Here is a 24,988-nt window from a genome sequence, read left to right on the forward strand (position 1 = left end):
GCGAAGGATGTTATGCCGCTTTCACCGCTCTTCAGTTCGATGTGGATTTTCTTCGCCTTTTCCGTCATAATGAACGCACCTCTCTGGTGAAGGGTCGTGTCGTCGCAAACACTACCTTAACACTGTTCTCCGAACAGTCCAGAGAGGTTTTTTATTTTTCAGGGTGCGGATTTAGGGTAAAGCGAAAAATTGACATTATCTGAAGAACTTCGTATAATGCTACGGTTCGGTGTATATATCGCACGGGGCAGGTCGTAAACCTTCACAGGTGCCTGAACCCCGGCGGGAGGAGGAAGAGAATGTACGCTATCGTTGAAACAGGCGGCAAGCAGTATCGTATCCAGGAGGGCGACCTGCTGAAGGTTGAATCCCTCGGGATTGCGGAGGGTGAATCCCTGGTCCTTGACAAGGTTCTTTTCGTGGGCAGGGACGATGGAATTTCCGTCGGCACTCCCTATGTCGAGGGAGCATCTGTCAGTGCCTCCGTGGTCACCAACGGAAAAGACCGCAAGGTGCTCGTATTCAAGTTCAAGAGCAAGAAGAATTACCGCCGCATGAGAGGTCACAGGCAGCACTTCACGGAGATTCGTATCGATTCCATCAATCCGGGAGCCTGAGATATGACGGAAATCTCCGTCGGCCTGAAGGATGGAAAAAAAGTCGCTCTTGTGGCGGCCGGGCATACGGGGTTTTCCGGGAGAGGTTCCGATGTTGTCTGCGCAGGAGTATCAGCCCTCGTTCAGGCTCTGTTTTACGGGTTTCAGGAAGTACTGAAGGAAAAAGGCCTGCGGTCCGCCATTGACGGAGAAAAGACGAAAATGTCCCTTGACTGGAGTGCATGCCCCTCTCAGGCCGGAGACGTCATAGCGGAGACCGTTATAGGCTCGCTGAAAGAAATTGCCCGGGTTTATCCCGATCATGTCCGAATTTTGGAGGTGCACGTAAATGAATTGGATTTTTGACCTGCAGTTCTTTGCCCACAAAAAGGGCCAGGGAAGCAGTACAAACGGCAGAGACAGTGAAGGCAAGCGCCTCGGCATCAAAAAATACGCGGGGCAGCCGGTTAAGGCCGGAAACATTATCGTCCGGCAGCGGGGAACGAAGATTCACCCCGGAAAAAATGTCGGAATCGGGAAGGATGACACCATTTTCGCCACGAGCGCCGGTGTCGTCAACTTCGAGACGAAGGGAAGCCGGAAGTTCGTTTCCGTAGTGCTTGATCTGGCCGAATAGGCCCGTCTTTTGAACACCGAAAGAAGAACAGCATCAGAGGGCCTTTGCTTCTTTCCGTGCTGCCGGGAGACATCGCCTGTTTTCCGGAGTGCGGAAAGATTTCCTGGGCCCTTTTTTAATTGTAAAATCAGAAGGGAATAGTGGGGTTTCACCCGGTGATGATATGAAATTTGTTGATTTCGTGAAAATAGAGGTATCCGGAGGACGGGGAGGAAACGGCTGCCTGAGTTTCCGGAGAGAAAAATTTATACCGAAGGGCGGACCTGACGGGGCAGACGGTGGAAAGGGCGGAGACGTCATTCTCGAAGCTGCTCCTGGAACCCTTACCCTTGCCGACTTCGAATATGAGAAGAAATTTAAGGCCGGACACGGCCAGCCCGGCAGGGGAGGCCTGAAATCAGGGGCTGCGGGAGAGGACAGGATTATTTCCGTTCCCTGCGGGACGATTGTCTATGATGACGGCACGGGAGAAATCCTTGCCGACCTGGTTGAACCCGGTGAGAGGGTCGTAATAGCAAAGGGCGGAAGGCCGGGGAGAGGGAATGCCCATTTCGCCAACTCGGTGAGAAAAACCCCCCGGTTCGCTGAAAAGGGAGACGAAGGAGAAGAGAAAAGGCTCCTCCTTGAATTGAAGCTCATTGCCGACGTGGGGCTCGTAGGTTTTCCGAACGCGGGAAAATCGAGTCTCCTGGCGGCTATTTCCACGGCGAAGCCCAAGATCGCAGGTTACCCCTTCACGACTCTGTCACCCAACCTCGGGGTGCTTTCCGTGGACGACCAGAAAATAGTGATTGCCGACGTTCCCGGACTCATCGAGGGGGCCCACGAGAACAAGGGGCTGGGGGTGTATTTCCTCCGGCATATAGAAAGAACCCGGTTTCTCGTTCACGTCCTTGATCTCGCCTCCGGATCCCCCGCGGAAGTTCTTGACCACTGGAGGATCGTCAGGGAAGAGTTCCGTGCCTACAATGCCATGGCGGGAGACCGCCTTCCCGGTGAAGAAAGGGAAGACCTCCTGTCACGTCCCTGCATCGTCGTGGGAAACAAGATAGACCTGCCCGGGGCCGCCGAAGCGGATCGTGACGTTCGGGCCTTCATGAAGCAGAGAGGTGTTCCGTACTTCACTGTCAGTGCCATGACGGGAGAAGGCATCGAAGAAATTATTCCGGCCATCGTTTCGCTGGCGAGGGAAAATGAGCGTCCCGCCGGGGCGACCAGGCTGGTTTCCGCTGAAACGCCGGTTCCGGTGCGGCAGAGAAGGAGAAAGGAACCCGTTTCCATCATAAAGCTTCAGGACGGCGCCGGCTTCAGGGTGGTCCACGAAGGGCTCGAGAAGATATTGCAGCGCTATGACTTTGAGCATGAGGACGCCATTTTGAAGTTTGCACGGCTGGTACGGAAATTCCGTATCGAGGAGCGCCTTGAAGAAAACGGCGCACAAAAAGGTGATAAAGTGTATATCGGAGACCTTGAATTCGATTTCGAACCTGACAGGGTCATGGAGTGACGGCTGACCACGGGAGGGAATGACGGTCTTGGACGGAAGAGCCCGGAAAGCACAGAGAAAAATCGGGATCATGGGGGGGACCTTCGACCCGATCCATTTCGGTCATCTTCTCGCTGCAGAGGAAAGCAGGACAGCCCTTGACCTGGACGAAGTGATTTTCATACCCGCGGGGGACCCCGCCCATAAAAGGGAACGGAAAACCGCATCCCCGGAAGACAGGTATGTGATGACGCTCCTGACGACCCTTGGGAATCCGAAATTTACCCCTTCGAGAATCGAGATCGACCGCAAGGAGCCGAGCCATACAGTGGACACCCTGAGGGAAATGAGGCACTGGTATGCTCCGGAGAAGGTCGGCTTTTACTTCATCACGGGGCTGGACGCGGTACTTGGAATCACCACATGGAAAGAGCACGAGGCTCTTCCCGGCCTTTGCAGAATCGTTGCAGTCAACAGGCCGGGATATGTCCCCCAGAAGCTTGAAGCACTGCCGGCGGAAATGAGGAGCGCCATCATACCCCTGGAGATACCCCTTCTTTCAATCTCCAGTACCGAAATCCGCCAGAGGATAGAGCAGGGGAGAAGCATCAAGTATCTTCTTCCCGAGGCAGTGGAGCAGTACATCTTCAAAAAGGGGCTCTACAGGAGAAAGCTGGAGGTTTGACTCAATGAAAATACTGAAAATCGCCGCCATTCTTCTACTTGCCGTTTCATCCGCCTTCGCGGGCGCGGCCATGCGCGTCCGGACCTTCGTCGACCCTAAACCGCAGACCATCAAGGAATCCATCTCATTCACGGAGGCTTCAGGAACGGCCAACATCCTTCTTATCGGGATCGATGATGTGGACGGTGGCAGGAGGGCCGACGCCATCGCCTTTGCCACCATCGACATCGACCACAAGATCGTCAGGGTGATGTCGATCCCGAGGGATACCAGGGTCCAGATACCCGGCAAGGGCTGGGACAAGATCAACCACGCCTATGCCTACGGCGGGGTGGAAAAGCTCCGGGAAACCGTGGTCAACTTTCTTGGCCTTCCAGTCAACTATTATGTGCTGGTGAACTACGACACCTTTCCCTCCATCATCGATCTCATCGGCGGCGTGGAAGTGGACGTGGAGCGCCGAATGGTCTATAACGATTATGCGGGAAAGCTTTTCATCAACATCCCGAAAGGATTCCAGAAGCTCGACGGGAAAACAGCCCTTCACTACGTGCGCTTCCGCCATGACGCCCTGGGGGATATCGGACGGGTGAAACGGCAGCAGGAATTCATTAAGGCGGTCCTGAAAAAACTTCAGACACCGGCCATGATACCCAAGATTCCCGAGCTTGCCCAGAAAGCAATTGAAATGGTGAACTCCGACATGACTCCGGCCCAGGCTCTGCAGCTTGCCTCCTACCTGGCCGACCTATCGGGAGAGAATCTCCATTTCTTTACTCTTCCGGGAAAAGCCGCCTATATTTCAAACCTCAGCTACTGGATAGGCGATACCACCGAGGCTTCCGCCATGCTTACGGGCCTTCCCGAAAAACAGGCAGGGGAAACCGTTTCAGGCGACCAGGTACTGAAGGAGCAGCCGGAGCCCTCGCCGGACAGGAGCATTGATGTCGAATCCCTGATAGCCTCGGTGACCACTCCTGTTTCCGTGCTCAATGGCGCCGGATCGTCAGGGCTCGGCAAAGAGGCCGCCACGGCGCTCCAGAAAATCGGCATCGACGTGGTGCATATCGGAAACGCAAAACATTTCGACTACCGGACGACCAGCATCCAGGTACCTGAAAAAGGGGCGGAGGCGGTCCAGAAAACGGCCCAGGCACTCGGAGAAATTGCCGGTGTGGGCAAGAACCTTATTTCGAGAAGCCCGGCCGTGCCTCATGTTACAATCATCATCGGAAAAGACAGCGAAAAGGTGCTGCAACGGCTTGGCGGCCTTGTCCGTCAATGATGAGGCAGGAGAGCAGCCTGCATAACCGGAAAAGGAGAAGGTGAAGGAGTGAAAAAGGCAAACCGCCTCAGGGACTTTGAATACCTGTACAACGCCCTTGCTGACAAAAGGGGTCTCGATATCGTCGCCATGGATATGGAGGGTTCGGCCGCCATTTCAGATACATTCGTACTTGTCACGGCCAATTCGGAAATTCATATGAGCACCCTCAGGGATGCGGCCCTCGAGGCACTGCATTCACAAGGCCTACAGTCCATGGTCGAGGGATATGACAGTTCCCAGTGGCGTCTCATAGATGCGGGCGAAGTGGTGGTGCATGTCTTCAGCAGGGCCGGAAGGGACCATTACAAGCTGGAAAAGCTCTGGGGCGACGCCCCGACGTTTCATTTTACCTACGAAGACTGAAACGACAATGATAAACGCAGCTGCCAGCATTAGCCGGCAGCTGCGTTTTTTAGAAGAAATAAATGTCCTATAATATATCTTATGTTACGTTTTGCCGGTTTCAGGCTGGAGTTTTACCCCGCAGAGAGTTTTCTGTAGTTTTCGTAAATGGCCAGAAAGGAGTCCACTTTCAGCGATGCCCCGCCCACCAGCGCGCCGTGAATATCCGGCCTTGATAGAAGTTCTCCCGCATTCGAATCCTTGACGCTTCCTCCGTACAGCACCGGAATCCGGGATTGGCCGCCGAAAGTCCCGGAGGCCAGTTTTGCCGCAAAGGCACAGACCTCCTGGGCGTCATCGGGGCTTGCGTTTTTCCCTGTCCCGATAGCCCAAACCGGTTCGTAAGCAAGGATGAGGTCCTGGGCATGTTCTCCCGGCACGGACTGGAAGGCTGAAAGGAGCTGATTCTGCACGACCTGGATCGTTTTTCCGCTTTCCCGTTCCTCGAGGGTTTCCCCAAAACAAAGAACAGCCTTCAGGCCCACGTCCAGGGCTTTACGAAGCTTTTTGGCCACTATTTCATCGGTTTCACCAAAAATGTGACGACGTTCACTATGTCCTGCCAGAACGTGGGTACAGCCCGCGGACCGGACCATGTCCATGGACACAGCCCCCGTGTATGCTCCCCTGTCCTCGAAATAGCCGTCCTGGGCTCCTGCCGATACGGGAGATCCCGGAAGGGCTTTCAGTACCGAGGGAACCGTCAGGAAAGGAGGGAAAAGGCAGATGTCCACGAGGTCGCTTCCATACAGGCTTCCGGTAATCCGGTCCGCCAGGGAGCGGCAAAACGCTTCTCCCTCTTCCGGGAGCATGTTCATTTTCCAGTTTCCGTAAAGGTATATTTTTTTCATGTCCGGCCTCCTCACGGGATATTTTCTTCCTACTCAGCCACCAGGGGCATTATTCCGGGGAGCTGTCTGCCTTCGCAGAATTCAAGGCTCGCTCCCCCGCCGGTGGAAACATGAGATACCTCCCGGTCGAACCCGAGCTGTTTCGCCGCGGAGGCCGTATCGCCGCCGCCGACAACCGTAAGTCCTCCGTTTTTCGTGGACAGGGCAACGCCCTCGGCGACTGCCCTGGTTCCCTTTGCAAAGACCGGATTTTCAAATACTCCCATGGGACCGTTCCAGAGGACTGTTTTGGCTGCAGCAGCCCTTGAAGCGAAGAGCTGCGCCGTTTTCGGACCTATGTCGAGGCCCATGAGGTCCTCAGGAATATCATCGGCAGGCACGATCTGCTCTCCCTGAGTCATGTCAAGCGAAGCGCCGGCGACCACGTCCACGGGAAGGAGTATTTCGACGCCTTTTTGGGCGGCTTTTTCCATCATTTCAAGAGCAAAACCGGCTTTTTCCGATTCGAAGAGAGACCGCCCGATATTGGCGCCGCGGGCCTTAAGGAACGTGAAGGCCATGCCGCCGCCGATGAGGATCGACGTGGCCTTGTCCATGAGATGTTCCACCACCCCGATTTTGTCGGAGACTTTCGCTCCTCCGAGGATGAGAACGAAGGGTTTTTCAGGGATTTCGCTGACGGCCGAGAGCATGTTGACCTCCCTTTCCAGGAGAAAACCGGAGAAGGAGGGAAGTATGTCCATGACGGCGCTCGTGGATGCGTCGGCCCTGTGGGCCGCGCTGAAGGCATCCATGACAAAGACGTCGAAGGGCGAAGCCAGAGACCTGGCGAATCCGGCGTCGTTTTCCTGCTCCTCGGGGTGGAACCGGAGATTTTCAAGCAGCAGGAGCGTTCCCGGCGTGAGGGATGCAAGGGCTGCTTCCACTTCCGGCCCGATGCACTCGCCGCAAAAGGATACGGGATGGCCCAGGGCCTTTTCCGCTGCGGCCGCAACGAGGGCAAGGGACATTTCCGGCACTTTTTTCCCCTTTGGCCTGCCGAGGTGAGAGCAGAGCGCAACCCTGGCATCTGCCTTCAGCAGGGTTGAGATGGTGTCCCTGTGGGCCAGGATCCTGGTGAGGTCCCCCACTTCGCCGTTCTTGACGGGTACGTTGAAGTCAACCCGGAGCAATACATTTTTTCCTGCAACGTCCTGATGGGAAAAAAGACGCAGTTTCATGGAATATCCTCCTCCTTCCGAATCTGGTTCCTTTCGCCGCTCCCGGCTGCCGGACCCATTGCATGTTCGAGTTTTTTCCAGCGATATTGTACAGTACTTTTGCTGATGGGAGGCGACTGAAGCTTGCCGAGTTCCTCGAGGGTCACGCTTGGATTGTCGACCCGTGATTTCACCAGGTTCTTGAGAACATCCGGCAGAGATTCGAAACCCGGTGCCGAAACAGCCGCCCGGGCGAGCTCAAGCTGCCGCGTGGCGGCATCGAGGGATTTTCGGATATTCGACGAGTCGCAGTTAACCAGCATATTTGCCCTGTTTCTCATGGAGCGGACGATAGCCTTCTCTTCCATCCGGAGGGACGTTTTCACAAGACCGAAGCCCGCGAGCAGCGTGACGATTTCTTCCTGGTTGCGGAGAGTGATTTCATGCTTTCCCTGTATGTGTCTCCGGCCGAAGGAGAATCCGCTTTTTTTCAGCATGGCGGCCGCAGTGTGCTCCGTTTCCCTGGAAGAAACCCGGAAACTCATGTAATAGCCGCTTCTGGGAATGTAGAGTGCCCCGCAGCTTCCCCACAGGCCGCGAAGCCAGTCGGGCCGTTTCTTTTCGAAGCGGGCCATGTCCTCCGCCAGGTCGAGGCGAAGAAAGGCGAGCCTCTCCGGAATGCGCAGAAAAACCTTTCCCTTGAGTGATCTGGGAATGCTCAGGAGGGAAGGAAAATCATGGATATAAGTAAGCTCCGCTTCTCCCCAGAGCCTGATCAGTCTTCTGAATATCCACAGCCTTCCGCTTGAGAGCTGCAGTTCGCTTCCGCTGTCTCCGGAGGCGGCCATCCCCTGGAGAATGCCGCGGATTTCCCTGACGGCCTCAGCCCTGTTCTTCGGAGATGCTGTCAGCCATTCATCCCACATGAAAGAAGAAAGAGTCTTTGCGGTATCCGGGTTCGGCAAGGGGATCAATCCTCTTTCAGTTCACGGCAAAGCCGGATCAGAAGATGGGAGAGAGCCTGCCCGTCATGCCTGAGAAGGGCACTGTCGATGATCTGCACGAAATTGCCTTCCAGAAGGAGGCAGCCCATCTCTTCCAGTTCTTCCCTGTCCCTGTCAGTCGCCACAAGGGGAAGGGCTCCCTCCTTTCCGTACTTTTCCATGAGATGGGGAGGAATTTCACCGGCATTGGCGATGACATAATCAGGGGGCATGCCCATGGCGGAGGCGATCCACTTCACGTGACCGGCGAGGGAAAATCCGTCCGTCTCTCCCGGCTGGGTCATGAGATTGCAGATGTACACCTTCGGAACGGCAGCTTTTCTCAGGCGCTCCGCAACCTTTGAAACGAGAAGGTTGGGTATGACGCTGGTGAAAAGGCTTCCCGGTCCAAGGACGATAATTTCCGCCTCATCGATGGCCCGCAGGACGTCGACGACGGGACGGGCATCCAGGGGCTCAAGCCAGATCTTCCTGATTTCGCTCCCGTGTTCGGAAATGGAAAGCTCCCCCTTGATCCTCTCCCCGGCCGCTGTTTCGGCCACGAGAGACACGGCTTCCGTGGTCACCGGGAGGACTCTTCCCCGGATGGCGAGGAGATTGTTCATCTCTTCGACCGCCCGGCGGAAGTCGCCGAACTGCTCCGAAATGGCCAGAAGCATGAGGTTCCCGAGGCTGTGCCCCGCAAGGACTCCCCTGTCGAAGCGGAAATCAAGAAGACGCCTCAGGGCGCTGTCGTTTTCCGCCAGGGCGACAATGCAGTTTCTTACATCTCCAGGAGGAAGGACTCCCCATTCTTCCCGGAGTCTCCCGGAACTTCCGCCTTCGTCGGTGACGGTGACGACAGCGACGATATTCCTGGTGAAGCTCTTGAGTCCGCGCAGGAGGGTTGAAAGGCCTGTTCCGCCGCCCAGGGCCGCCACATAGGGTCCCATGGAGAGCCTGTATTCCACGGCCCTGGAAATGGCAGCCATCTTTTTCCTCGAAGAGCCGTAGAAAGAAGAGAACTCCGACCGTTCCCTGAAGCGAAGCAGGACGGCCATTATCAGGGCTGTCAATAAACCGAGGATATAGGCCAGAATGCTGTCCATGATCACCAGCCCTGTTCTCTTGAGATATCCCTGTGCCTGAGGGAGCACATGCCGCCGAAAGGCCTGAAATGGGCCGCAAGTCTCTCTGCAACGGCCACCGACCTGTGTCGGCCTCCCGTACAGCCTATCCCGATATGAAGGTGGGATTTCCCCGTACCCAGGTACAGCGGAATGACGTGTTCGAGAAAGGAAACCAGTCTTTTCCAGAATTCTTCCGCTTCACCGGAATTCCAGATATGATCCTGGACTTCCCTGTCCTGCCCGGAGAGGTTTTGAAGCTCCGGGACATAGTAGGGGTTGGAGAGAAAACGGACATCGAAGAGGAAGTCACAGTCCGCTGGAGGCCCGTATTTGAAGCCGAAGGAAGTAAAGATGAGAAAGTCCTGGGAAGATGTGCCGCTCACTTCGGAAAGGAGCTTCTTTCTGATGTGGGGAAGGGAAAGACCGGACGTGTCCAGCACCGTGTCGGAGAGTTCGAGAATCGGTTTCAGGCGGATCCGTTCCCTGGAAATACCGTCAAGAAAGCTGCCCTCGTCGTGCAGAGGGTGCCGTCTGCGGGTCGCTTCGAAACGGGCAAGCAGAGCCCTGTCGGAAGCATCGAGAAAAAGAACGCTGACCTCTTGGATCTGGTTCTTCAGTGCCGAGATCGCCGCGGGAAAATCGTCGAGAAGGGTGTCTCCCCGTACGTCCACCACGGCTGCCACTCCGTTTCTCACTGCCGCCCGGTGTTTCCCGAGGATGACCATCAGCTGGGAAAGCAGTGCCGGGGGAATATTGTCAATGGCGAACATCCCCTGGTCTTCAAGCACCTTCAGGGCTGTCGATTTTCCTGCGCCCGACATGCCGGTGAGAATGACGCATTTTTTCACGCCCTGGAATTCACTGTCCATAAACCTGCCTCCCCTCCCCTTCTTCCGGAAACCTGAAGGTCCGTTTTCTTATGAAGGAGAGCCGCATTCCCCGTCCCAGCCCCTGAGAATTTCGATGCCGTGCCTCAGCGGCCCGGCGATGGCGTCGAAACACTCCGTTGCGCCCTTGGCGCTTCCCGGGAGAGATATTATGAGGGTCTCCCCACGGATGACGGCGTTGCTTCTGCTCAGCATGGCTTTCGGGGTGATCCTGAGTGAAGCCTGGCGCATCGCCTCGCCGATTCCGGGAACCTTTCTTCCGGCAATGGATTCCAGGACTTCAGGGGTGATGTCCCTGGGGGAGAAACCGGTTCCCCCGGTGCACAGGATCAGGTGGAGATCTTTTAAGTCGGTCCAGTTCTTCAGGATCGCTGCAATAGCTTCATTTTCATCGGGGACGACAGCCGTTTCGGCCGTGTCACAGCCGATTCCTCTCAGCCGTTCGGCCAGGGCGGGACCTGACGTGTCCTCCCTTTCTCCCCTGCTTCCCTTGTCACTCACCGTCAGAACGCCGGCTCTGAGGGGCCGGAGAAAAGAGGCCCGGGATGATACTGTAAGAAAGCCGCCCATTTCTGCCCTTAGCTTTGGAAAGGGCAGCGAGGATGGAACAGTCCGAAAAAGCGCCTCGCCGGCGGAAAAGAAAAAATCTCCGGGGAATTCGCAGACAGGCAGAACGAAGCCGGCCGCACTGTCGGGAAGAGAGGAAAAACCGCCGGGAGGAAGAAGGAAGAGCTCTTTCTCCGTTCCGTTGAATGACGCTTTCCCTGCCGCATTGATGCCGGTGTAGCAGAGAGTGTGGACGAAGAGTTCTCCCCGTTCCTTTTCCAGTATTTCAAGAATCCGCATTGCCGTTCATCCCCTCCGCGATATAGGTGCCGCTCTTGCCGCCCGTTTTTTTCACGAGACGGATTCCTTCAATTATCATGTTCTTGGAGATGCCCTTGCACATATCATACACCGTGAGGGCGGCAACGGACACGCCTGTGAGGGCTTCCATCTCGACGCCAGTGACGTCTCTCGCGGCCACGGTACAGGTAATCCTGATCCTGCCCGTTTCTTCCAGGAAGACACACTTCACTTCCGCTCTCTCTATCCGGATGCCATGGCACAGAGGGATGAGTTCCGGTGTTTTTTTGACCGCCATGATGCCTGCGGTCTCTGCAATTTTCAGTACGTCTCCCTTTTTTGAATAGCCGTCGGCCGCCAGCTGTTCACACACTGCCCGGTCAAGAATTACCCAACCTTCAGCCAAAGCGGTACGAAGAGTTTCCGGCTTTCCGCTCACATCGACCATCCGGGGCCTTCCTTCTCCGTCAAGGTGAGAAAACGATGTTTTATCCTGTCTGAAAGATTCGGTATTTGCCATGGATTATCCTCCGATCTGAGACATGTGCCGTTCCTCAAGAGAATCCGTTCCTTCTTCCGGTGAAGGAATGCCTGTCTCCCCTCTTCGGGGCTTTCTGGAAACGGCCTGCAGAATTCCCTTCTGCAGGGCTCCTGCATCTTTGCTTCGAAGAGCTTCAAGCAGGGGAACGCCGAAGTTGCCGAAAAGACAGGGACGCATGACGCCGGTGGACGTCACCCGGAGACGGTTGCAGAGATGGCAGAAATGATCCGAAACAGCGGAGATGATTCCCACCATCTGACCGGTGGCACTGTTCCGAAAATACCGTGAGGGGCCGCAGATCTCGGACCTGTTGTCCTTCGACGGGCAGCTCCTCCACAGAGACGGGTCCGGAAGAAGGGAAAGAATCTCCTCCGCGGGGACAAACCGGGACTGGGACCACACATCCTTGTCTAGGGGCATGAATTCGATAAACCTGAGGGTTACCCCTTTTTCAGCGGCGAATCCGACCAGGGCCGGAATTTCGTCGAAGTTGAAGTTCCGCATGACAACCGAATTCAGCTTGACAGGCACCCCGCCGGTCTCTCTGACGGCATCGATACCCCGGAGGACTCTTTCCAGCTCTCCGGTTCTCGTGGTTTCGGCGAATTTGCCCGGATCGAGCGAATCGAGGCTCACGTTCAGCGAATCGAGGCCCAGGCGGGCGATTCTCTCTGCCCATTTCTCCAGAAGGGAACCGTTTGTTGTGACCGCTATCCTGAGGCGGGGATGTGCTTCCTTCACCGATTCAAGGAAGGGAACAAAACCCTTTCTCACGAAAGGTTCTCCCCCGGTGAACCGTATTTTTCTGACTCCGAGGTCCGTCAGCGTGCGGCACAGGAAAAGCAAATCCTCGTAGGTGAGGATTTTATCGTGGGGAATCCATTCAATGCCATCGGCAGGCATGCAGTAAACACAACGGAAATTGCACCTGTCCGTCACTGAAATGCGGACGTAATCCAGCACCCGTCCGAAAGAATCCTGAATTATTCCGTCCATCTGTAACCTCCCATGCGGTCCACCAAGGATCTCCACCCTTCATCGTTGAGCGATTCAAGAAGAGCGGCTATTCCCGGGTGATCCTCCATGCTCTTGAAATAGACGAGTTCGTAAGGTTCTTCCGCCAGGGGAAGAAAATCAAGGCCGAGGGCGTCAGCGACAGATTTAATTCCCGCTGCTGCGTCGGCGAATCCTCTCAGGACCTTGTTTCCGGCGTCGAAGTGAGTGGTGCTGCAGTTTTCGTAACCCCGCACATTCCCGGGGTCGATATTCTCACCCCGGAAAAGAAAATCCAGCAGGACTCTTGTGCCTGCCCCGGGCTGGCGGTTCACAATCACCACGTCCTCTCTGCGGAGGTCTGAGACGGAGCGGATTCCCCTGGGGTTCCCCTTCCGGACCATGATACCCTGCTGCCGGAAGAACACGATACGGCGGGCAAGGAGAGCGTCAGCCTGCGGTCCAAACATTCTTTCAATATAAGAGGTGTTGTAGTCGCCCGTTTCCGTGTCGAGCAAATGACAGGCTGCCGCGTGACATTCTCCCCTTGAGAGAGCGGCGAGGCCTCCGAGGCTGCCCACCGACCGGAAGATCACCTCCCCGCCTTTTTTTTTGGCGAAGGTGGCGATACGCTCGAACGCCGGGTCGTTTGAACCCTGGAACAGGATTCTCTCCTTCCAGCGGATATCCCTGAGGAGCCAGAGGTTCACCGTCGTTCCCTTTGTCCTTTCCGCTGTTTCCAGTGGCAGAAGAGACAGCCCGTCGGTTTCGGAAAGAGACCACAGGGCGCTCGCTCCTGACGGAAGAGCGTAGGCTTTTTTCCCGCCGCCGATTTCAACACACTTGAACCGTACCCATTCTTCTTTCCCGTAGGTCGAGGAATAGGATGAAAGCAGGGTAACCTCCTCTGTTCCTGCCGCCCCGATCGCCAGGGGAAGGACCGTCTCTTCGTCGAAGTCCCCGAAGTGAAGCAGCTGAAGGATGGGGAAAACAACGGACCAGAGGATGACGGCGTTGGACATGGGAAAGCCCGGAAGGTTGACCGCGAAGCATCCCCCGAGATCGGCCGCGGAGGCCGGCCGGCCGGGCTTCATGAGAAGCCACCTGAAGAGAGGATGTCCGAGGTCTTCAAGAACGGAAAATGTGTGATCCCGCTCTCCTTTCGCGGAACCCGCCCCGATAAGGATAAGATCGTACTTCTTCCTGTTTTCTTCAAGAAAGGACTTTAAAATGTTCGGGTCGTCGGGGATGCACGGGGCTATATCCACAGGAAAAGCCCAGTTCCGGAAATAGCCCTTTACGAGAAGAGAATTGCTCTCCCCCACCCTTCCGGGAGGAGGGGTTTCCAGCTCGAGCCATTCTTCCAGGGGAATAATTTCATCACCCGTCGGAATGTAGAGAGTTTTCGGCAGGGCCAGGGTCCGGAGGTTTTTCACTCCCGCCGTGGCCAGGAGGGAACAGAGAGCGGGCGTCACCCTGTCGCCTTCCCTGGCGATGACCTGTCCGAGGAAAACGTCCTCCCCGAGGGGACGGACGTTTTCTCCAGCCACGAGGGAGGAGACGACCGACAGAGTCCCTGTTTTCCTGTCAAGAGAAGTATCTTCTATCATAACGACGCTGTCGAACCGGGCGGAAATCTCTCCGCCTGTATTGACCCATTCGTATTCGCCGGCGGCGAAGGACACGGGAGAGGAAGGGGTCGCTCCGGCCGTCAGGGCCGATAAAAGGGAGTAGCCGTCCATGGCCGACGCATTGTAGTGGGGTACGTTTCTGCCGGCGATCACGTCCTCCGCGAGGGTTCGTCCCAGGGAATTCTGAACGGGAACGGCCTCCGCAGGGAGTTGACGGCATTTTTCCCTGAGAATTCCCCATGCTTTCGAAAGGCTGATGTGCATTGTTTCTTTTTCTACCAGAGCCATATTTCCGCCTCCTCACCCTGCCTGATGGTTTCATGGGATGCGGAAAGCCTGAACAGCCCGTCCGCCTCTGCCAGAGCTTTCGAAAAGGAGGATTTGACGGGAAAGGGGAAGGCTCTGCCGTTTCTCAGAACGCAGGGGATAAATTCTTCGATGCCTGTGTGGCCGAATACTGGTTCCTGCACCGGTACGCGGACCTGTTTCCACGGCCCTGCCGGTTCTCCCCAGAGAAGACCGTTCAGAAGAGGGAGAAGGACTGTGTAGGCCGAAATGAAACACGAAAAAGGATGCCCCGGAAGGCCAAGGACGAGTTTGTTCTCCTCCTTCGTGCCTGCGATCAGGGTCGGTTTGCCGGGGGACATGAGAATTCCCCTCACCAGGAGTCCCGGGGGGGGGAGGTCTTCGAGTATGGAGGAACAGTGGTCTCTCATGCTGACCGACGATCCTCCGCTTATCGCAACAACGCTGCATTCACGGAGCGCTTCCCGGAGGAAGGAGGCGAGAGACTCTCTCGTGTCTTCCGCTATTCCGTAATTCTTCACTGAATAGCCTTCTCCGGTGAGGAGGGCCGAAAGCATGGAGGCGTTGACATCCCTTACCTTGCCCACAGGCAACAGGACCGTGCCGGGGGGCGCAATTTCATCCCCCGTACTGATTATGCCCACCGTCAGGCTTGCCGCGGCAGTCTCCCTGATACCTGCCATCGCAAGAAGCCCGGCAGTTCTGAAACCGATCTTCTGCCCGGCCTTCAGAAGGATATCTCCCACGGAAAATTCTTCACCCGGCTGGACAGTATTTTCTGCCTTCTGAACGGCCTTTTTCACTTCTATCCAGTTTCCCGCGCTTTCCGTATCCTCCGCCATCACAACGGCATCCGCCCCGTCGGGCAGAATACCTCCGGTATGGATAAGGGCGCACTCTCCGCGGCGGATTGAAAAGGAAGGAGCGGAGCCCATGGGGACTTCTCCCGCTAGAGTCAGGAAGGCAGGACTGCCGGGAGTTGCACCGATGCAGTCGGCGCTGGCTGCTGCATACCCGTCCCTGGTGCTTCTCGGGAAGGGGGGGAAGTTCTCGCCGGCGGTCACAGGCCGTAGAATCCGACCGGAACAGGATTCAGCAGGGACTGAGAGTTCCATCCCCCGCCATGGAAAACGAAGGACGTCCGAGACATGCGCGAGAGCTTTTTCTCTGGGGGTGAGGGTTTCGACGAAACCGGCCACGATGGAGTAAGATCCTTGGACGATCAGGTCAGCGCATGCCGACGACGAAGACCGGAAATCCGGCTTTTGTCAGTTTCCCGGCCAGGTTGTCGGCCTGCTGCCTGTCGTTTCCAGCAGGTACAGTAACCCTGAAGTAAGTTTTTCCATTGACCAGAGCCGACGTGATGAAAGAAGAAAAGCCCGCCCTGGCGGCCTGCTGCCTGACTGTTTCCGCACCATCCCTGGCTGTGAATGAGCCGATCTGGACACCCCATCTGCTGTTGGCAGCCGAAGGTGGGGGGCTTGGAGGTGCGGGCTGCCTGGCGGCAGGTTTGGACGGAGAGGGGGCAGGAGTCTTCTGCCCGGGCTGGGCCGCAGGTGGTGAAGCCACCGGGGAACTTTTCGTTCCCGAAGGAGACGAAACGACGGTGACAGGCTGGCTGGCCCCTACAGGAGCTGCGAGGACGGCGTGATTGTCAGGGACAGGAGGCCGGGAAGGCGCTGCCGGCTTACTGCTCACAGGTGCTGGTTGTGGTGTTTCCTGCCGCGACGCTGCCGGAACCGTGGGAGAAATGGGTGAATACCCGGGGTTTTTCGGTCCCGACAGGAAAAAAAGCTTCACTCCTACTATCAGAAGCCCGACAGCCACCAGGCCGATGACCGGGAGCATGATATCCCCGAAAGGAATCATGGAGCGTTTTTCCTTGAGTCTTCTGCTCTCTCTCGTGGACATTCAAATCCCTCCTTTGCCTGTAGAGCGGCTGGAACAGAATTAGCCGGAACTCCTTCTGTTCCCGAAAACAACAACTCCGCAACAAAAGGCAGGAATCCTTTTCAAGACTCCTGCCTTCAGCACGTTTGACCGAACAGGATATTCCGGTCAGAGGAATCTATTGAAAGGATTGTACAGGAAACGCGGTTATTTCCCGTTCTTCTGGCTTTTGCGGAGAATGGAAGGAATGTCGTAAGGGTTCTTCGGCACTCCGCTCATGGTAAACAGGTCTTCATCCTGGGCCGGGAGCACTTCAGTTTCCTCGAGAACAACTCCGGCCGTTTTCGTCTTCGGGGCTGCCTTGGGAAAATTGGTGACAGTCTTTTTTTCCTTTTCCGAGGAAAAACCTGTGGCGATAACTGTTATCTGTATTTTGTCGGACATTTCCTCGGAGACCGTGTGACCCCAAATGACGATGGCGTCTTCATCCGCAGTTTCAGTGATGATCTGTGCGGCTTTTCGGATTTCGTGAATACCGAGATCCGACCCTCCCGTAATATTAAAGAGAATCCCCTTGGCGCCCTTCATGGGAATGGACATGAGGGGCGACTTGATTGCCGTCTTTGCCGCAGCCTCCGCCCGGTTCTCCCCTTCTCCCGAGCCGATTCCCATGATAGCGGACCCGGCGTTCTGCATCACCGTTCTCACGTCGGCAAAGTCCACGTTTATCAGGCTGGGTTTCAGAATGAGGTCTGTCACTCCCTGAACTGCCTGGCGGAGGACTTCGTCCGCGAGACGGTAGGCGTCTGCATGTTTTGTTTTTTCGTCGGTCAGTTCAAGAAGGCGATCGTTCTCGACCACGAGAAGGGCGTCCACTTTTTCCTTGAGGGTAGCGATACCGGTCATGGCTTGTTTTCTGCGCCGGTTCATCTCAAAGGAGAACGGAAAGGTGACAACAGCCACAACAAGGGCCCCCGCTTCCTTGGCAACTTCTGCGATGATGGGCGATGCTCCCGTTCCCGTTCCACCACCCATGCCTGCGGTGAGAAAGACCATGTCGGCTCCCGTGACCACTTCCCGTATCTTGTCAATAGATTCCTTTGCGCTGTTCATGCCCACTTCGGGGTCGGAGCCGGCTCCCAGTCCCTTGGTCAGCTTTTCTCCGAGAGTTATCTTCGTCGTGGCCTGGGAGAGCTGAAGAGCTCCCACGTCCGTATTGGCGGTGATAAAGTGGACTCCTGACACTCCGCTCCTGATGATATGATTCAGGGCGTTTCCGCCTCCGCCGCCGACGCCGATGACCTTGATTTCCTCCCGGTGGGGCCTCGGAGTGTCATTAACCTGAAATACGTGCTCCATTTTCTTATCCTCCCCAATTGCGGAATGCGGCTCTAGAAAAGCTCCTTGACGGATTTTTTCAGGTATTCCATGAGACCACGAAATCCTTCTCCCTGGGAACTGCCCTGTTTCCTGGGAGGTTTTGTGCCTGAAAGCCCAGGAGAGATTATGGCCGAACCTGAGCGGAGCTGGGACACGGGGGTCTCGATGAAACGGTACGGATTTCTTTCCTTGCTGGTCATATACCGCACGATTCCCGCGGCGGTAGTGTATTCGCAGTCATTTCTTCCCGGAGGCATCTGGTACATGTCAAGGGGCTCGGCAATCCGGACGGGAAGGTTCAGAAGCTCGGAGGCGAAAAGTTCGATACCCGGCGTCTTGGCAACGCCCCCCGAAAGAACGATGCCTGCGGGGAACATATGCAGCGTGTACTCAGAAAGCTGGTGGCGGACATGTTCTCCGAAAAGTTCCTCCAGCCTGCAGTTTACCACTTCGGAAGCTTCATGAACGTTGAAGGTTTTCGTTCTTCCCCTCACATCGACGTCCAGTTCCTGTTCTTCGTCGTCATCGGGGGAGAGAGACACCATTTTCTTGATCTCCTCCGCCTTGCTGATGGGAATCTTCATCACGTAGGCCAGGTCGTTGGTTATGTGATCCCCGCCGATGGGAATGATGGACAATTTTACGGGACGGCCGTCGGTGTAGAGTGCCACACCCGTGGTCCCGCCGCCGATGCAGAGGGAAATGACCCCAGCCCTCGTTTCTTCGTCGGTCAGTGCGCCGAGGGCACTGGCAAGAGATTTGATGACCAGCCCGTTGACCTCCACTCCGGCGGTCTCGACGCAATTGATGATATTCTGGACCACCGTGGTGGGGATTATTACCGACTGCAGTTCCATTTCAAGACGTATGCCCGTCATGCCGAGAGGGTCGTCAATTCCGGAGTTGCCGTCAATGGAATATTTTACCGGAATGGTATGAAGGGTAACCCTGTTTGAAGGAATGGAAAGTTCGCTCTGGGCGGCTTCGATGACTCTTTCCACGTCCGATATGGATACCTGGCGGGGAGTTCTGCCCAGGGAGATCATACCCCGGGATGTCACGGAGGCCACGTCAATGCCGCTGAACGAGACTGTGGCTTCCGAAATTTCGAAGCCCACCATGTTTTCCGCGTCCTTTACCGCTTGGCGTACAGAGCGGACCGCCTGCTCCAGGTTAATGATCAGGCCTTTTCGTATTCCCTGGGACGGAGCGAACCCGACACCGATTATCTGAGCTTCCTGGAAACGGGAATCTCTTTCCGCCACAACAACGGCGATTTTGCTCGTGCCGAGATCCAGCCCGACGAGAATTTCCGGCTCTTTGTACACTTATCTCCCGCTCCCTTCCTGACCGCCGCCGGCCACATTACGGACAATGATTCTGTCAGTGTAAGTGGTATCTATTATAAGGTCTCCACCAGAAAATTGTAACTGGTGAAGAATCTGCGAGACGGCGGAGGATATTTCTTTCCACCGTGCCTGGTCGCCCCGAATGAGGATCCGCACGGTCCTGTCCCTGATATTCAGATTCAGACGGAGAAGGTAGTTTCCTTCTCTTCTGGAAATTTCCACTTCACGAGTATGAGGCATCCAGCCGCTTGTTTCAAGACCGCTGACCCATTCGGCAAAGAAAGCGACGGGAAGAACGGTTGAGGTCACCACGATTCCCTCTCCCGAAATGCCCGCCGGAGAAGGAAGGGCCTCCGAAAGAAGAAAGGGAGGCATGGTAGGCGGCCTGATTCCCGAGAACTTTTTATTCAGGGGATGACCGGTTTCCCAGATGCGCCCGTCACGGGTAAGAAAAAAATCTTTCTCCTTCCACCGGAGCCTGAGCCAGGGCTGTAAAGGTTCGATTTCGATAAAGAAATCCGATACATTCTCTCTGCGCAGAGAAAATACCAGAGGAGCTTCAGATTCGATTTTTTTCTTCAGGTCGGCGGATCTGAAGAAAAACACCGGCCAGTATCGAAGTTCCCAGGGCCCCAGATTTTTCCAGAACAACACCTCCGCCTCGGTATCTCCTGTCTGAACCGAGACACTGTCAAGGCTCAGAAACTGAATATATTCCTCGTAGGAGAGGGCTGCGCCGAGGAGCAGGGAACACAAAAGAAGGATAAAAAGAAATTTTCCCATGAAATCGCTATCCCGGCAGAGGAGAAAAAGACAGCCTTCCGGAGGCGCTCTGCATGCCGATCAGGCGTGGACGACCTCCGCTCTTGCCTTCTCCATGAACATTTCGCCGACGTTAGAAATATCTCCGGCTCCGATGGTCAGTATGATGTCACCGGGCAGGCACTGTTTTTCGAGCTCGAAGGCAGCTTCCTCAAGGGAGCCGCACATAACGCTCTTCAAGTATCCCTTTTCGTTCAAAATAGTATTGATAAGGGCGGAGGAAACACCTTCAATCGGCTCCTCGTCCGCCTGGTAGACGGGGAGCAGGAATACCGTGTCCGCCGTGGAGAGAACGGAGGCGAAATCCCTGTACAGGGCCTGCGTTCTGGTAAACCGGTGGGGCTGGAAGGCCACAAGAAGCCGTTTTTCCGGGAACATTCTGCCGATGGCACTCAGGGTTGCCGCGATTTCCCTTGGATGATGCCCATAATCGTCATACACTTCAACGCCGTTGATCTGTCCCAGATGCTGAAGGCGTCTTTTCGCTCCCTTGAATTCCTTCAGGGTTTTCCTGATCATAGTGAAGGGAATTCCCAGAGTGTGGGCAACCGCACAGGCGGCCAGGGCATTGAGAATATTGTGATCTCCCGAAACGGAGAGTTCCATGTCGTCGATGTGAACACCCCTGTGAGCAATGGAGAAACTGGCTCCCCCGCCGTGGTTGTGCCTGACGTTGAATGCTCCCCAGGTCCATCCCATCCCCCATCCGTAGGTGACCGCTTCCCTTGGAAGTGGCCCGGACGCCATGATTTTCCCTAAACCCGCGTCTTCTCCGCAGAGTACAAGAAGCCCGCCGTCCTTGGGGTTGGATGTAAAGCGGCCGAAGGCCTCGAGAACACTTTCAAAGGTGGGGTAATGATTGACGTGGTCCCAGTCGGCATTGGTGACTACGGCAATGTTGGGATGGAATTTTTCGAAGGAGCCGTCGCTCTCGTCGAGTTCGGCGACCATGTAGGGGCCGTCTCCGAGCTTCGCATTTACGCCGATGTCGCAGAGCTCTCCGCCGATGGCGAGAGTCGGATGAAGACCAGCCTGTTCCAGGATGAGGGCTATCATGGAGGAGGTGGTCGTCTTGCCGTGGGTTCCTGCAACCCCTATGCCGAACCGGGAATCGAAAATCCAGCTCAGGACCTCTCCTCTTTTCGCCACGGCAATTCCTCGTTCCTTTGCCGCGGCGATCTCTTCGTTTTCCTCGGGGATGGCACTGCTGTACACAAGAAGCTCCGGAAGGAATTTATCCATGTGGGCCTTTCCGTGGCCGAGAACAACCGCGATTTCTTCTTTGAGAACCTTGTCGACATAGGATGTGTGGCTCATGTCGCAGCCGCTCACCTCGTAGCCAAGTTCGGCGAGAAGAAGAGCAAGTCCGCTCATCCCTGCGCCGCCGATGCCCATAAGATGAATCCGGCGTATACCCTTCAAGCTTGCAATGTAATTATCCAAAATTCGTAATCTCCCTTCCAATACTGGACGAGATCAGCCGCCATAAACGTTCAGACTCATCTCCCTCCGAAAATTCTTTCCTGACGTTTTGTGCCTTTCGAAGGACGTGCAGTATCTTTTCTTTCAAGAATTCCAGAGGTTCGTCTTCTCTCCAGATTTCTCCGGAGGCAAGCCTTTCAAAACATTCGGCATTTTTTTCCTGGTGGTTATCGGCAGCCTGTTTCCAGGGAACAACAACTGCAGGTATTCCCCAAAGCATCAGCTCGGAAAGCGTCGATGCCCCTCCCCGAGCTACGGCTCCGTCAATGACGGAGAAAAAATCGGTCATGTCCCACTGTTTCTCAACAAAAAGTACGTTTTCCGGGTGATCCCCGGAAAAAAGACCGGATTGAACCTGCTGCGATGCTCCAAGAAAAAGAAAGGTACATTTTTGTAATACCTCATCTCTTATCACACAACTCAATAATTGTATCAGCCGTTCGCTCATAAGTGAACCGCCCAGAACTCCGATTATTTGGTTTTCCGGAAAATCCCGTCCTGTGCCGAGCCTTGACCACGATTCCTTCGGATCCCGGGGAGAAAAGGATCGTACGGGAACTCCCGTGGGTGTGAAAGTACCGGCAGCGAAGGGAAGGCATTCATTCCAGCCGGAGGCAATTCTCTTCTTAAGCCGGAAGGCGAGGCGGGTTACTTTCCCTGCCACGGCATTCTGCTCATGCATGATGATGGGGATTCCTCCAAGATGGCATGCGAGAAGCGGCACAAAGGAGATGTATCCGCCGAAAAGAAGACAGCAATCGCATTCCTCCTTTCGTAAAAAATCTCTGAAGACAAAGAACGATGAAAGGGTTTCCTTCCACCTGAAGATACGGGAGCCGATGCCCGGGACGCCGAAGGGAGAACCTGAAAGAGGGAGGCGCAGCGGAACGATCCCCCGTGATGCGTATATTTCCTTTTCCAGGGGCCGGGACCCGCAGACGAAGGAAAGAGTCACATCGGTCCCGGAGGCCAGGAGCCATTCCGAAAAAGCCAGGGCGGGGAAGATGTGTCCCCCCGTTCCTCCGGCGACAAGGCATAATTTTGTCATGGCAGGGACACCTCCCTGCAGACCCTCATAAGGATGCCTATTTTCACCCACATAAAGAGAAGGGAGCTTCCTCCGTAGCTGATGAAGGGAAGAGGTATCCCCGTAAGGGGCATCAGCTTGAGCACTCCTCCGAGGTTGATGAACAGCGGAATAAGTACAGAGACCGTTAGAGCCCAGATAAGGGTTGCCCGGAATCCTTCGGCGTTTTTGTAGACGGAACAGGCCCGCATTGTCCACATCAGGAAGAAGAAAAGTATGAAAAAAGTGCCGATAAAGCCGAATTCCTCTCCCACGGTGGCGAAAATGTAGTCAGTGTGTGCGGCGGGAAGGTAATTCAATTTCTGCAGTCCCTTTCCCACACCTACACCGAAGAGGCCCCCGTTGGAAAAGGCAACGAGACCCTGGATAACCTGGAAACCACTGTCCATGGGCTGTTCCCAGGGATCAAGAAAGGCAATGTACCTTCTGAGGCGGTAGCCTTCCCTGATGATGAACATAAAGAAAAAAGGAAACCCCGCAGCGCCGGCGATGAAAGGCCAGCTCCATCCTCTGCACTGGACATGAATTGCCATGGAAAGGGCGAAGATAAGGATTGTTCCGCCCATATTCGGCTGGAAAAGAAGGGGAATAACCGAAAGAAAGAGAACCGGTACCGTTATTGAGACAAACACCGACAGTCCCCTTTTTTCGGACGTGTTCAGGAGCCTCGAAAGATGGACGGCAAGGGCCAGGTTGAGGAATTCAATCGGCTGGAACCGGAGCCCGGCAAAGCCTATCCATCGCCTTGCGCCGCCGGCCTTGATGCCTATCCCGGGGATGAGGGTGAGAACGAGAAGGAAGAGAGAAAGAAGCCAGATGACACCACTGTGTTTTTTCCAGAAAGACAGGGGAATCATGTACATCACCAGCATGCCTGTGATACCGACAAGGAGCCATTCCACCTGCTTCATCCCGAGGGTGAAGGGGGAACCGTACTCTTCCAGGGACGTATGGGATGTCAGGGAAAAGATCATCAGTATCCCGAAAATGGCCAGGACCAGGGGGATGATCCAGAGAAAGGGATCCACCTGCGGGCGCCTTGCAGGTGATTTCCTCATAAGTGCCGTTTCTTCCATCATGGCCGTTTCTCCAGGGAAAGAACGATGCTCTTGAAATGTTCTCCTCTTTTTTTGTAGTTCGGGTACATGTCCCAGCTGGTGCATGCAGGAGAAAGAAGAACCACGCCTTTTCCCGGCAGGGCTGAGGCGGCCGTTTTTACGGCATCTTCCATTCCCTCCGCTTCAAAAATTTGCTCATACCCGGCCTGCCGGAGCGCCGCCGTTATTTTGTCCCGCTCCTCACCCATCACCACGGCTGCGACCGCCTCATTTCGGACCGTTTCAGCCAGGGGGGCGTAATCCTCGCCTTTTCCCTGCCCCCCGAGGATGATTGCTTTCGGCCCGTCAATGGAGGTCAGTGCGGTGCAGGTGGAGGCCACGTTGGTTCCCTTGGAGTCGTCTATGTAGAGTATGCCGTCGATTTCGGCGACCTTTTCGCATCTGTGGGGCAGTCCGCCGAATCCAGGGAAAAGGGAAGGTATTCCGTTTTTCTCTCCGAGGAGGTGAAGAACACCAGCCGCCATGGAACCGTTTTCGATGTTGTGCCTTCCGATGAGAGGCAGATCATCAAACCCGAAAAGTCTCTCTTCGTCATTCCCGTTTCGGAAATACACGGACCGGCTCTTTTCGTCGGCAAGGATTGCCTTTTCGCACCGGCCGGAAAAGCCGTTTTTCCACGAGAAGCACACGAAACGTTCATCAGCAAGGTCCGAACCAAGAGCAGTCCGGTCTCTCTCCTGGATGACCGCCACCCCGCCCTCTCCCTGGGTGGTGATTATCCTGGCCTTTGACCGGACATACTCCTCGTAGCTTCCATGCCAGTCAATATGGTCCGGAGCAAGGTTGGTCACGACCGCCACACTGCAGGACAGGCAGGAATTCCAGTAAAGCTGGAAACTGCTCAGCTCTACCACGAGAAAATCCCAGTTCCGGAGGGCCGAGTCTGCGAGGGAGGTCCCGATGTTTCCGGTGACGGAAACCGAATATCCTTTCCTGGTGAGCATATGACCGAGGAGAGCTGTGGTGGTGCTTTTTCCGTTGCTTCCCGTAACACCGATAATCCGTCCCCGAAGAAACGGGGCAAGAAAGTCAAGTTCTCCCGTAACCGGAATTCCCCTTTTCCTGGCTTCGACGATCACGGGAGCTGAAGGAGGAATGCCGGAACCTGCCACGACAAGGTCGGCATCACAGGCCCGGCCTGAATGGCCGTTTTCTTCCCATTCGATGCCCTTTTCCCTGAAAATTGCCCGGGCATCTTCATCCAGATGCTTTCTCTCTGTGACGAAAACCGACGCCCCCAGTCCGGCTGCAAGAGAGGCCAACCCTTTGCCGCTGACTCCTGATCCTATGACGGTGATTCTTTTTCCCTGAAGATCATTCGCCGATCCCATGGCTATCCACCTCGAAAGATCTGGGAACG

26 protein-coding genes are annotated in these 24,988 nt (G+C 55.5%); 8 read left to right on the forward strand and 18 right to left on the reverse strand.

Annotated elements, in window-relative coordinates; all coding sequences use genetic code 11:
* The first annotated feature begins 299 nt into the window (after nucleotides 1–299).
* The 7 genes from rplU to rsfS all read left to right on the forward strand — a co-directional run bounded on the left by rplU (nucleotide 300) and on the right by rsfS (nucleotide 5,094).
* A complete protein-coding gene (gene rplU / locus C8D99_RS12025; RefSeq protein WP_133958634.1) occupies nucleotides 300–617 on the forward strand; it encodes a 50S ribosomal protein L21 in 318 nt (105 codons plus the stop codon).
* Nucleotides 618–620: 3 nt separating this feature from the next.
* Nucleotides 621–962: a ribosomal-processing cysteine protease Prp gene (locus C8D99_RS12030; RefSeq protein ID WP_133958636.1), complete on the forward strand. Its 342-nt coding sequence runs from the start codon at nucleotides 621–623 to the stop codon at nucleotides 960–962.
* Complete coding sequence (rpmA, locus tag C8D99_RS12035; RefSeq protein WP_133958638.1) at nucleotides 946–1,233, forward strand: 50S ribosomal protein L27; 288 nt, start codon at nucleotides 946–948, stop codon at nucleotides 1,231–1,233. Before C8D99_RS12030 ends, rpmA begins: the two co-directional genes overlap by 17 nt.
* Before the next feature lie 163 nt (nucleotides 1,234–1,396).
* A complete protein-coding gene (gene obgE / locus C8D99_RS12040) occupies nucleotides 1,397–2,740 on the forward strand; it encodes a GTPase ObgE (protein WP_133958640.1) in 1,344 nt (447 codons plus the stop codon).
* 19 nt (nucleotides 2,741–2,759) lie between these two features.
* Nucleotides 2,760–3,404, forward strand: a complete 645-nt coding sequence (gene nadD, locus C8D99_RS12045; protein ID WP_133958642.1) for a nicotinate-nucleotide adenylyltransferase — start codon at nucleotides 2,760–2,762, stop codon at nucleotides 3,402–3,404.
* Between the two features lie 4 nt (nucleotides 3,405–3,408).
* Complete coding sequence (locus tag C8D99_RS12050) at nucleotides 3,409–4,689, forward strand: LCP family protein (RefSeq protein WP_133958644.1); 1,281 nt, start codon at nucleotides 3,409–3,411, stop codon at nucleotides 4,687–4,689.
* A gap of 48 nt (nucleotides 4,690–4,737) precedes the next feature.
* Nucleotides 4,738–5,094 (forward strand): ribosome silencing factor, encoded by a 357-nt coding sequence (gene rsfS, locus C8D99_RS12055; protein ID WP_133958646.1) that lies wholly within the window; start codon nucleotides 4,738–4,740, stop codon nucleotides 5,092–5,094.
* Between the two features lie 113 nt (nucleotides 5,095–5,207).
* On the opposite strand, the gene tpiA is transcribed toward rsfS, so the two are convergent.
* The 11 genes from tpiA to C8D99_RS15795 are packed head-to-tail and all read right to left on the reverse strand — an operon-like array spanning nucleotide 5,208 to nucleotide 15,940.
* A complete protein-coding gene (gene tpiA / locus C8D99_RS12060) occupies nucleotides 5,208–5,984 on the reverse strand; it encodes a triose-phosphate isomerase (RefSeq protein WP_133958648.1) in 777 nt (258 codons plus the stop codon).
* Nucleotides 5,985–6,013: 29 nt separating this feature from the next.
* On the reverse strand, nucleotides 6,014–7,204 hold the full coding sequence (locus C8D99_RS12065; protein WP_133958650.1) for a phosphoglycerate kinase: 1,191 nt from the start codon (nucleotides 7,202–7,204) through the stop codon (nucleotides 6,014–6,016).
* Entirely contained in the window at nucleotides 7,201–8,109 is a 909-nt protein-coding gene (gene whiA, locus C8D99_RS12070) for a DNA-binding protein WhiA (protein ID WP_208321178.1), read from the reverse strand. Before whiA ends, C8D99_RS12065 begins: the two co-directional genes overlap by 4 nt.
* Before the next feature lie 44 nt (nucleotides 8,110–8,153).
* A complete protein-coding gene (locus C8D99_RS12075) occupies nucleotides 8,154–9,323 on the reverse strand; it encodes a gluconeogenesis factor YvcK family protein (RefSeq protein WP_338024477.1) in 1,170 nt (389 codons plus the stop codon).
* Entirely contained in the window at nucleotides 9,278–10,165 is an 888-nt protein-coding gene (gene rapZ / locus C8D99_RS12080; RefSeq protein ID WP_133958654.1) for an RNase adapter RapZ, read from the reverse strand. Before rapZ ends, C8D99_RS12075 begins: the two co-directional genes overlap by 46 nt.
* Nucleotides 10,166–10,213: 48 nt before the next feature.
* A complete protein-coding gene (locus C8D99_RS12085) occupies nucleotides 10,214–11,029 on the reverse strand; it encodes a MogA/MoaB family molybdenum cofactor biosynthesis protein (RefSeq protein WP_208321179.1) in 816 nt (271 codons plus the stop codon).
* Nucleotides 11,016–11,549, reverse strand: a complete 534-nt coding sequence (moaC, locus tag C8D99_RS12090; protein WP_133958656.1) for a cyclic pyranopterin monophosphate synthase MoaC — start codon at nucleotides 11,547–11,549, stop codon at nucleotides 11,016–11,018. The genes C8D99_RS12085 and moaC overlap by 14 nt, the downstream gene beginning before the upstream one ends.
* 3 nt (nucleotides 11,550–11,552) lie before the next feature.
* Nucleotides 11,553–12,566, reverse strand: a complete 1,014-nt coding sequence (gene moaA, locus C8D99_RS12095) for a GTP 3',8-cyclase MoaA (protein WP_133958658.1) — start codon at nucleotides 12,564–12,566, stop codon at nucleotides 11,553–11,555.
* A complete protein-coding gene (locus C8D99_RS12100) occupies nucleotides 12,554–14,482 on the reverse strand; it encodes a substrate-binding domain-containing protein (protein WP_243833919.1) in 1,929 nt (642 codons plus the stop codon). Before C8D99_RS12100 ends, moaA begins: the two co-directional genes overlap by 13 nt.
* Nucleotides 14,470–15,699, reverse strand: coding sequence for a molybdopterin molybdotransferase MoeA (locus tag C8D99_RS12105; RefSeq protein WP_166670167.1), 1,230 nt, complete (start codon nucleotides 15,697–15,699; stop codon nucleotides 14,470–14,472). Before C8D99_RS12105 ends, C8D99_RS12100 begins: the two co-directional genes overlap by 13 nt.
* Before the next feature lie 28 nt (nucleotides 15,700–15,727).
* Nucleotides 15,728–15,940: an SPOR domain-containing protein gene (locus tag C8D99_RS15795; protein WP_420808818.1), complete on the reverse strand. Its 213-nt coding sequence runs from the start codon at nucleotides 15,938–15,940 to the stop codon at nucleotides 15,728–15,730.
* Here C8D99_RS15795 and C8D99_RS15570 point away from each other — a divergent pair.
* A complete protein-coding gene (locus C8D99_RS15570) occupies nucleotides 15,861–16,151 on the forward strand; it encodes a hypothetical protein (RefSeq protein WP_243833921.1) in 291 nt (96 codons plus the stop codon). The two genes, C8D99_RS15795 and C8D99_RS15570, sit on opposite strands and share 80 nt — an antisense overlap.
* A gap of 446 nt (nucleotides 16,152–16,597) precedes the next feature.
* Here C8D99_RS15570 and ftsZ read toward each other — a convergent pair whose 3' ends face one another.
* From ftsZ to murD, 7 genes are read right to left on the reverse strand one after another with little or no spacing between them, the layout of a single operon-like run.
* Nucleotides 16,598–17,749 (reverse strand): cell division protein FtsZ, encoded by a 1,152-nt coding sequence (gene ftsZ, locus C8D99_RS12115; protein ID WP_133958664.1) that lies wholly within the window; start codon nucleotides 17,747–17,749, stop codon nucleotides 16,598–16,600.
* A 32-nt stretch (nucleotides 17,750–17,781) separates the two neighbouring features.
* The gene (gene ftsA / locus C8D99_RS12120) at nucleotides 17,782–19,098 is read right to left on the reverse strand and encodes a cell division protein FtsA (RefSeq protein WP_133958666.1); all 1,317 of its coding nucleotides are present in this window, start codon (nucleotides 19,096–19,098) and stop codon (nucleotides 17,782–17,784) included.
* Complete coding sequence (locus C8D99_RS12125; protein ID WP_133958668.1) at nucleotides 19,099–19,902, reverse strand: hypothetical protein; 804 nt, start codon at nucleotides 19,900–19,902, stop codon at nucleotides 19,099–19,101. It lies immediately after the preceding gene.
* Between the two features lie 60 nt (nucleotides 19,903–19,962).
* On the reverse strand, nucleotides 19,963–21,363 hold the full coding sequence (gene murC, locus C8D99_RS12130; RefSeq protein ID WP_243833922.1) for a UDP-N-acetylmuramate--L-alanine ligase: 1,401 nt from the start codon (nucleotides 21,361–21,363) through the stop codon (nucleotides 19,963–19,965).
* A 13-nt stretch (nucleotides 21,364–21,376) separates the two neighbouring features.
* Complete coding sequence (locus C8D99_RS12135) at nucleotides 21,377–22,471, reverse strand: UDP-N-acetylglucosamine--N-acetylmuramyl-(pentapeptide) pyrophosphoryl-undecaprenol N-acetylglucosamine transferase (RefSeq protein WP_133958672.1); 1,095 nt, start codon at nucleotides 22,469–22,471, stop codon at nucleotides 21,377–21,379.
* Nucleotides 22,468–23,589: an FtsW/RodA/SpoVE family cell cycle protein gene (locus tag C8D99_RS12140; RefSeq protein WP_243833923.1), complete on the reverse strand. Its 1,122-nt coding sequence runs from the start codon at nucleotides 23,587–23,589 to the stop codon at nucleotides 22,468–22,470. The genes C8D99_RS12135 and C8D99_RS12140 overlap by 4 nt, the downstream gene beginning before the upstream one ends.
* Nucleotides 23,586–24,959: a UDP-N-acetylmuramoyl-L-alanine--D-glutamate ligase gene (murD, locus tag C8D99_RS12145; RefSeq protein ID WP_133958674.1), complete on the reverse strand. Its 1,374-nt coding sequence runs from the start codon at nucleotides 24,957–24,959 to the stop codon at nucleotides 23,586–23,588. Before murD ends, C8D99_RS12140 begins: the two co-directional genes overlap by 4 nt.
* Between the last annotated feature and the right edge of the window lie 29 nt (nucleotides 24,960–24,988).

This window comes from Aminivibrio pyruvatiphilus, assembly GCF_004366815.1.
Classification (GTDB): Bacteria; Synergistota; Synergistia; order Synergistales; family Aminobacteriaceae; genus Aminivibrio; species Aminivibrio pyruvatiphilus.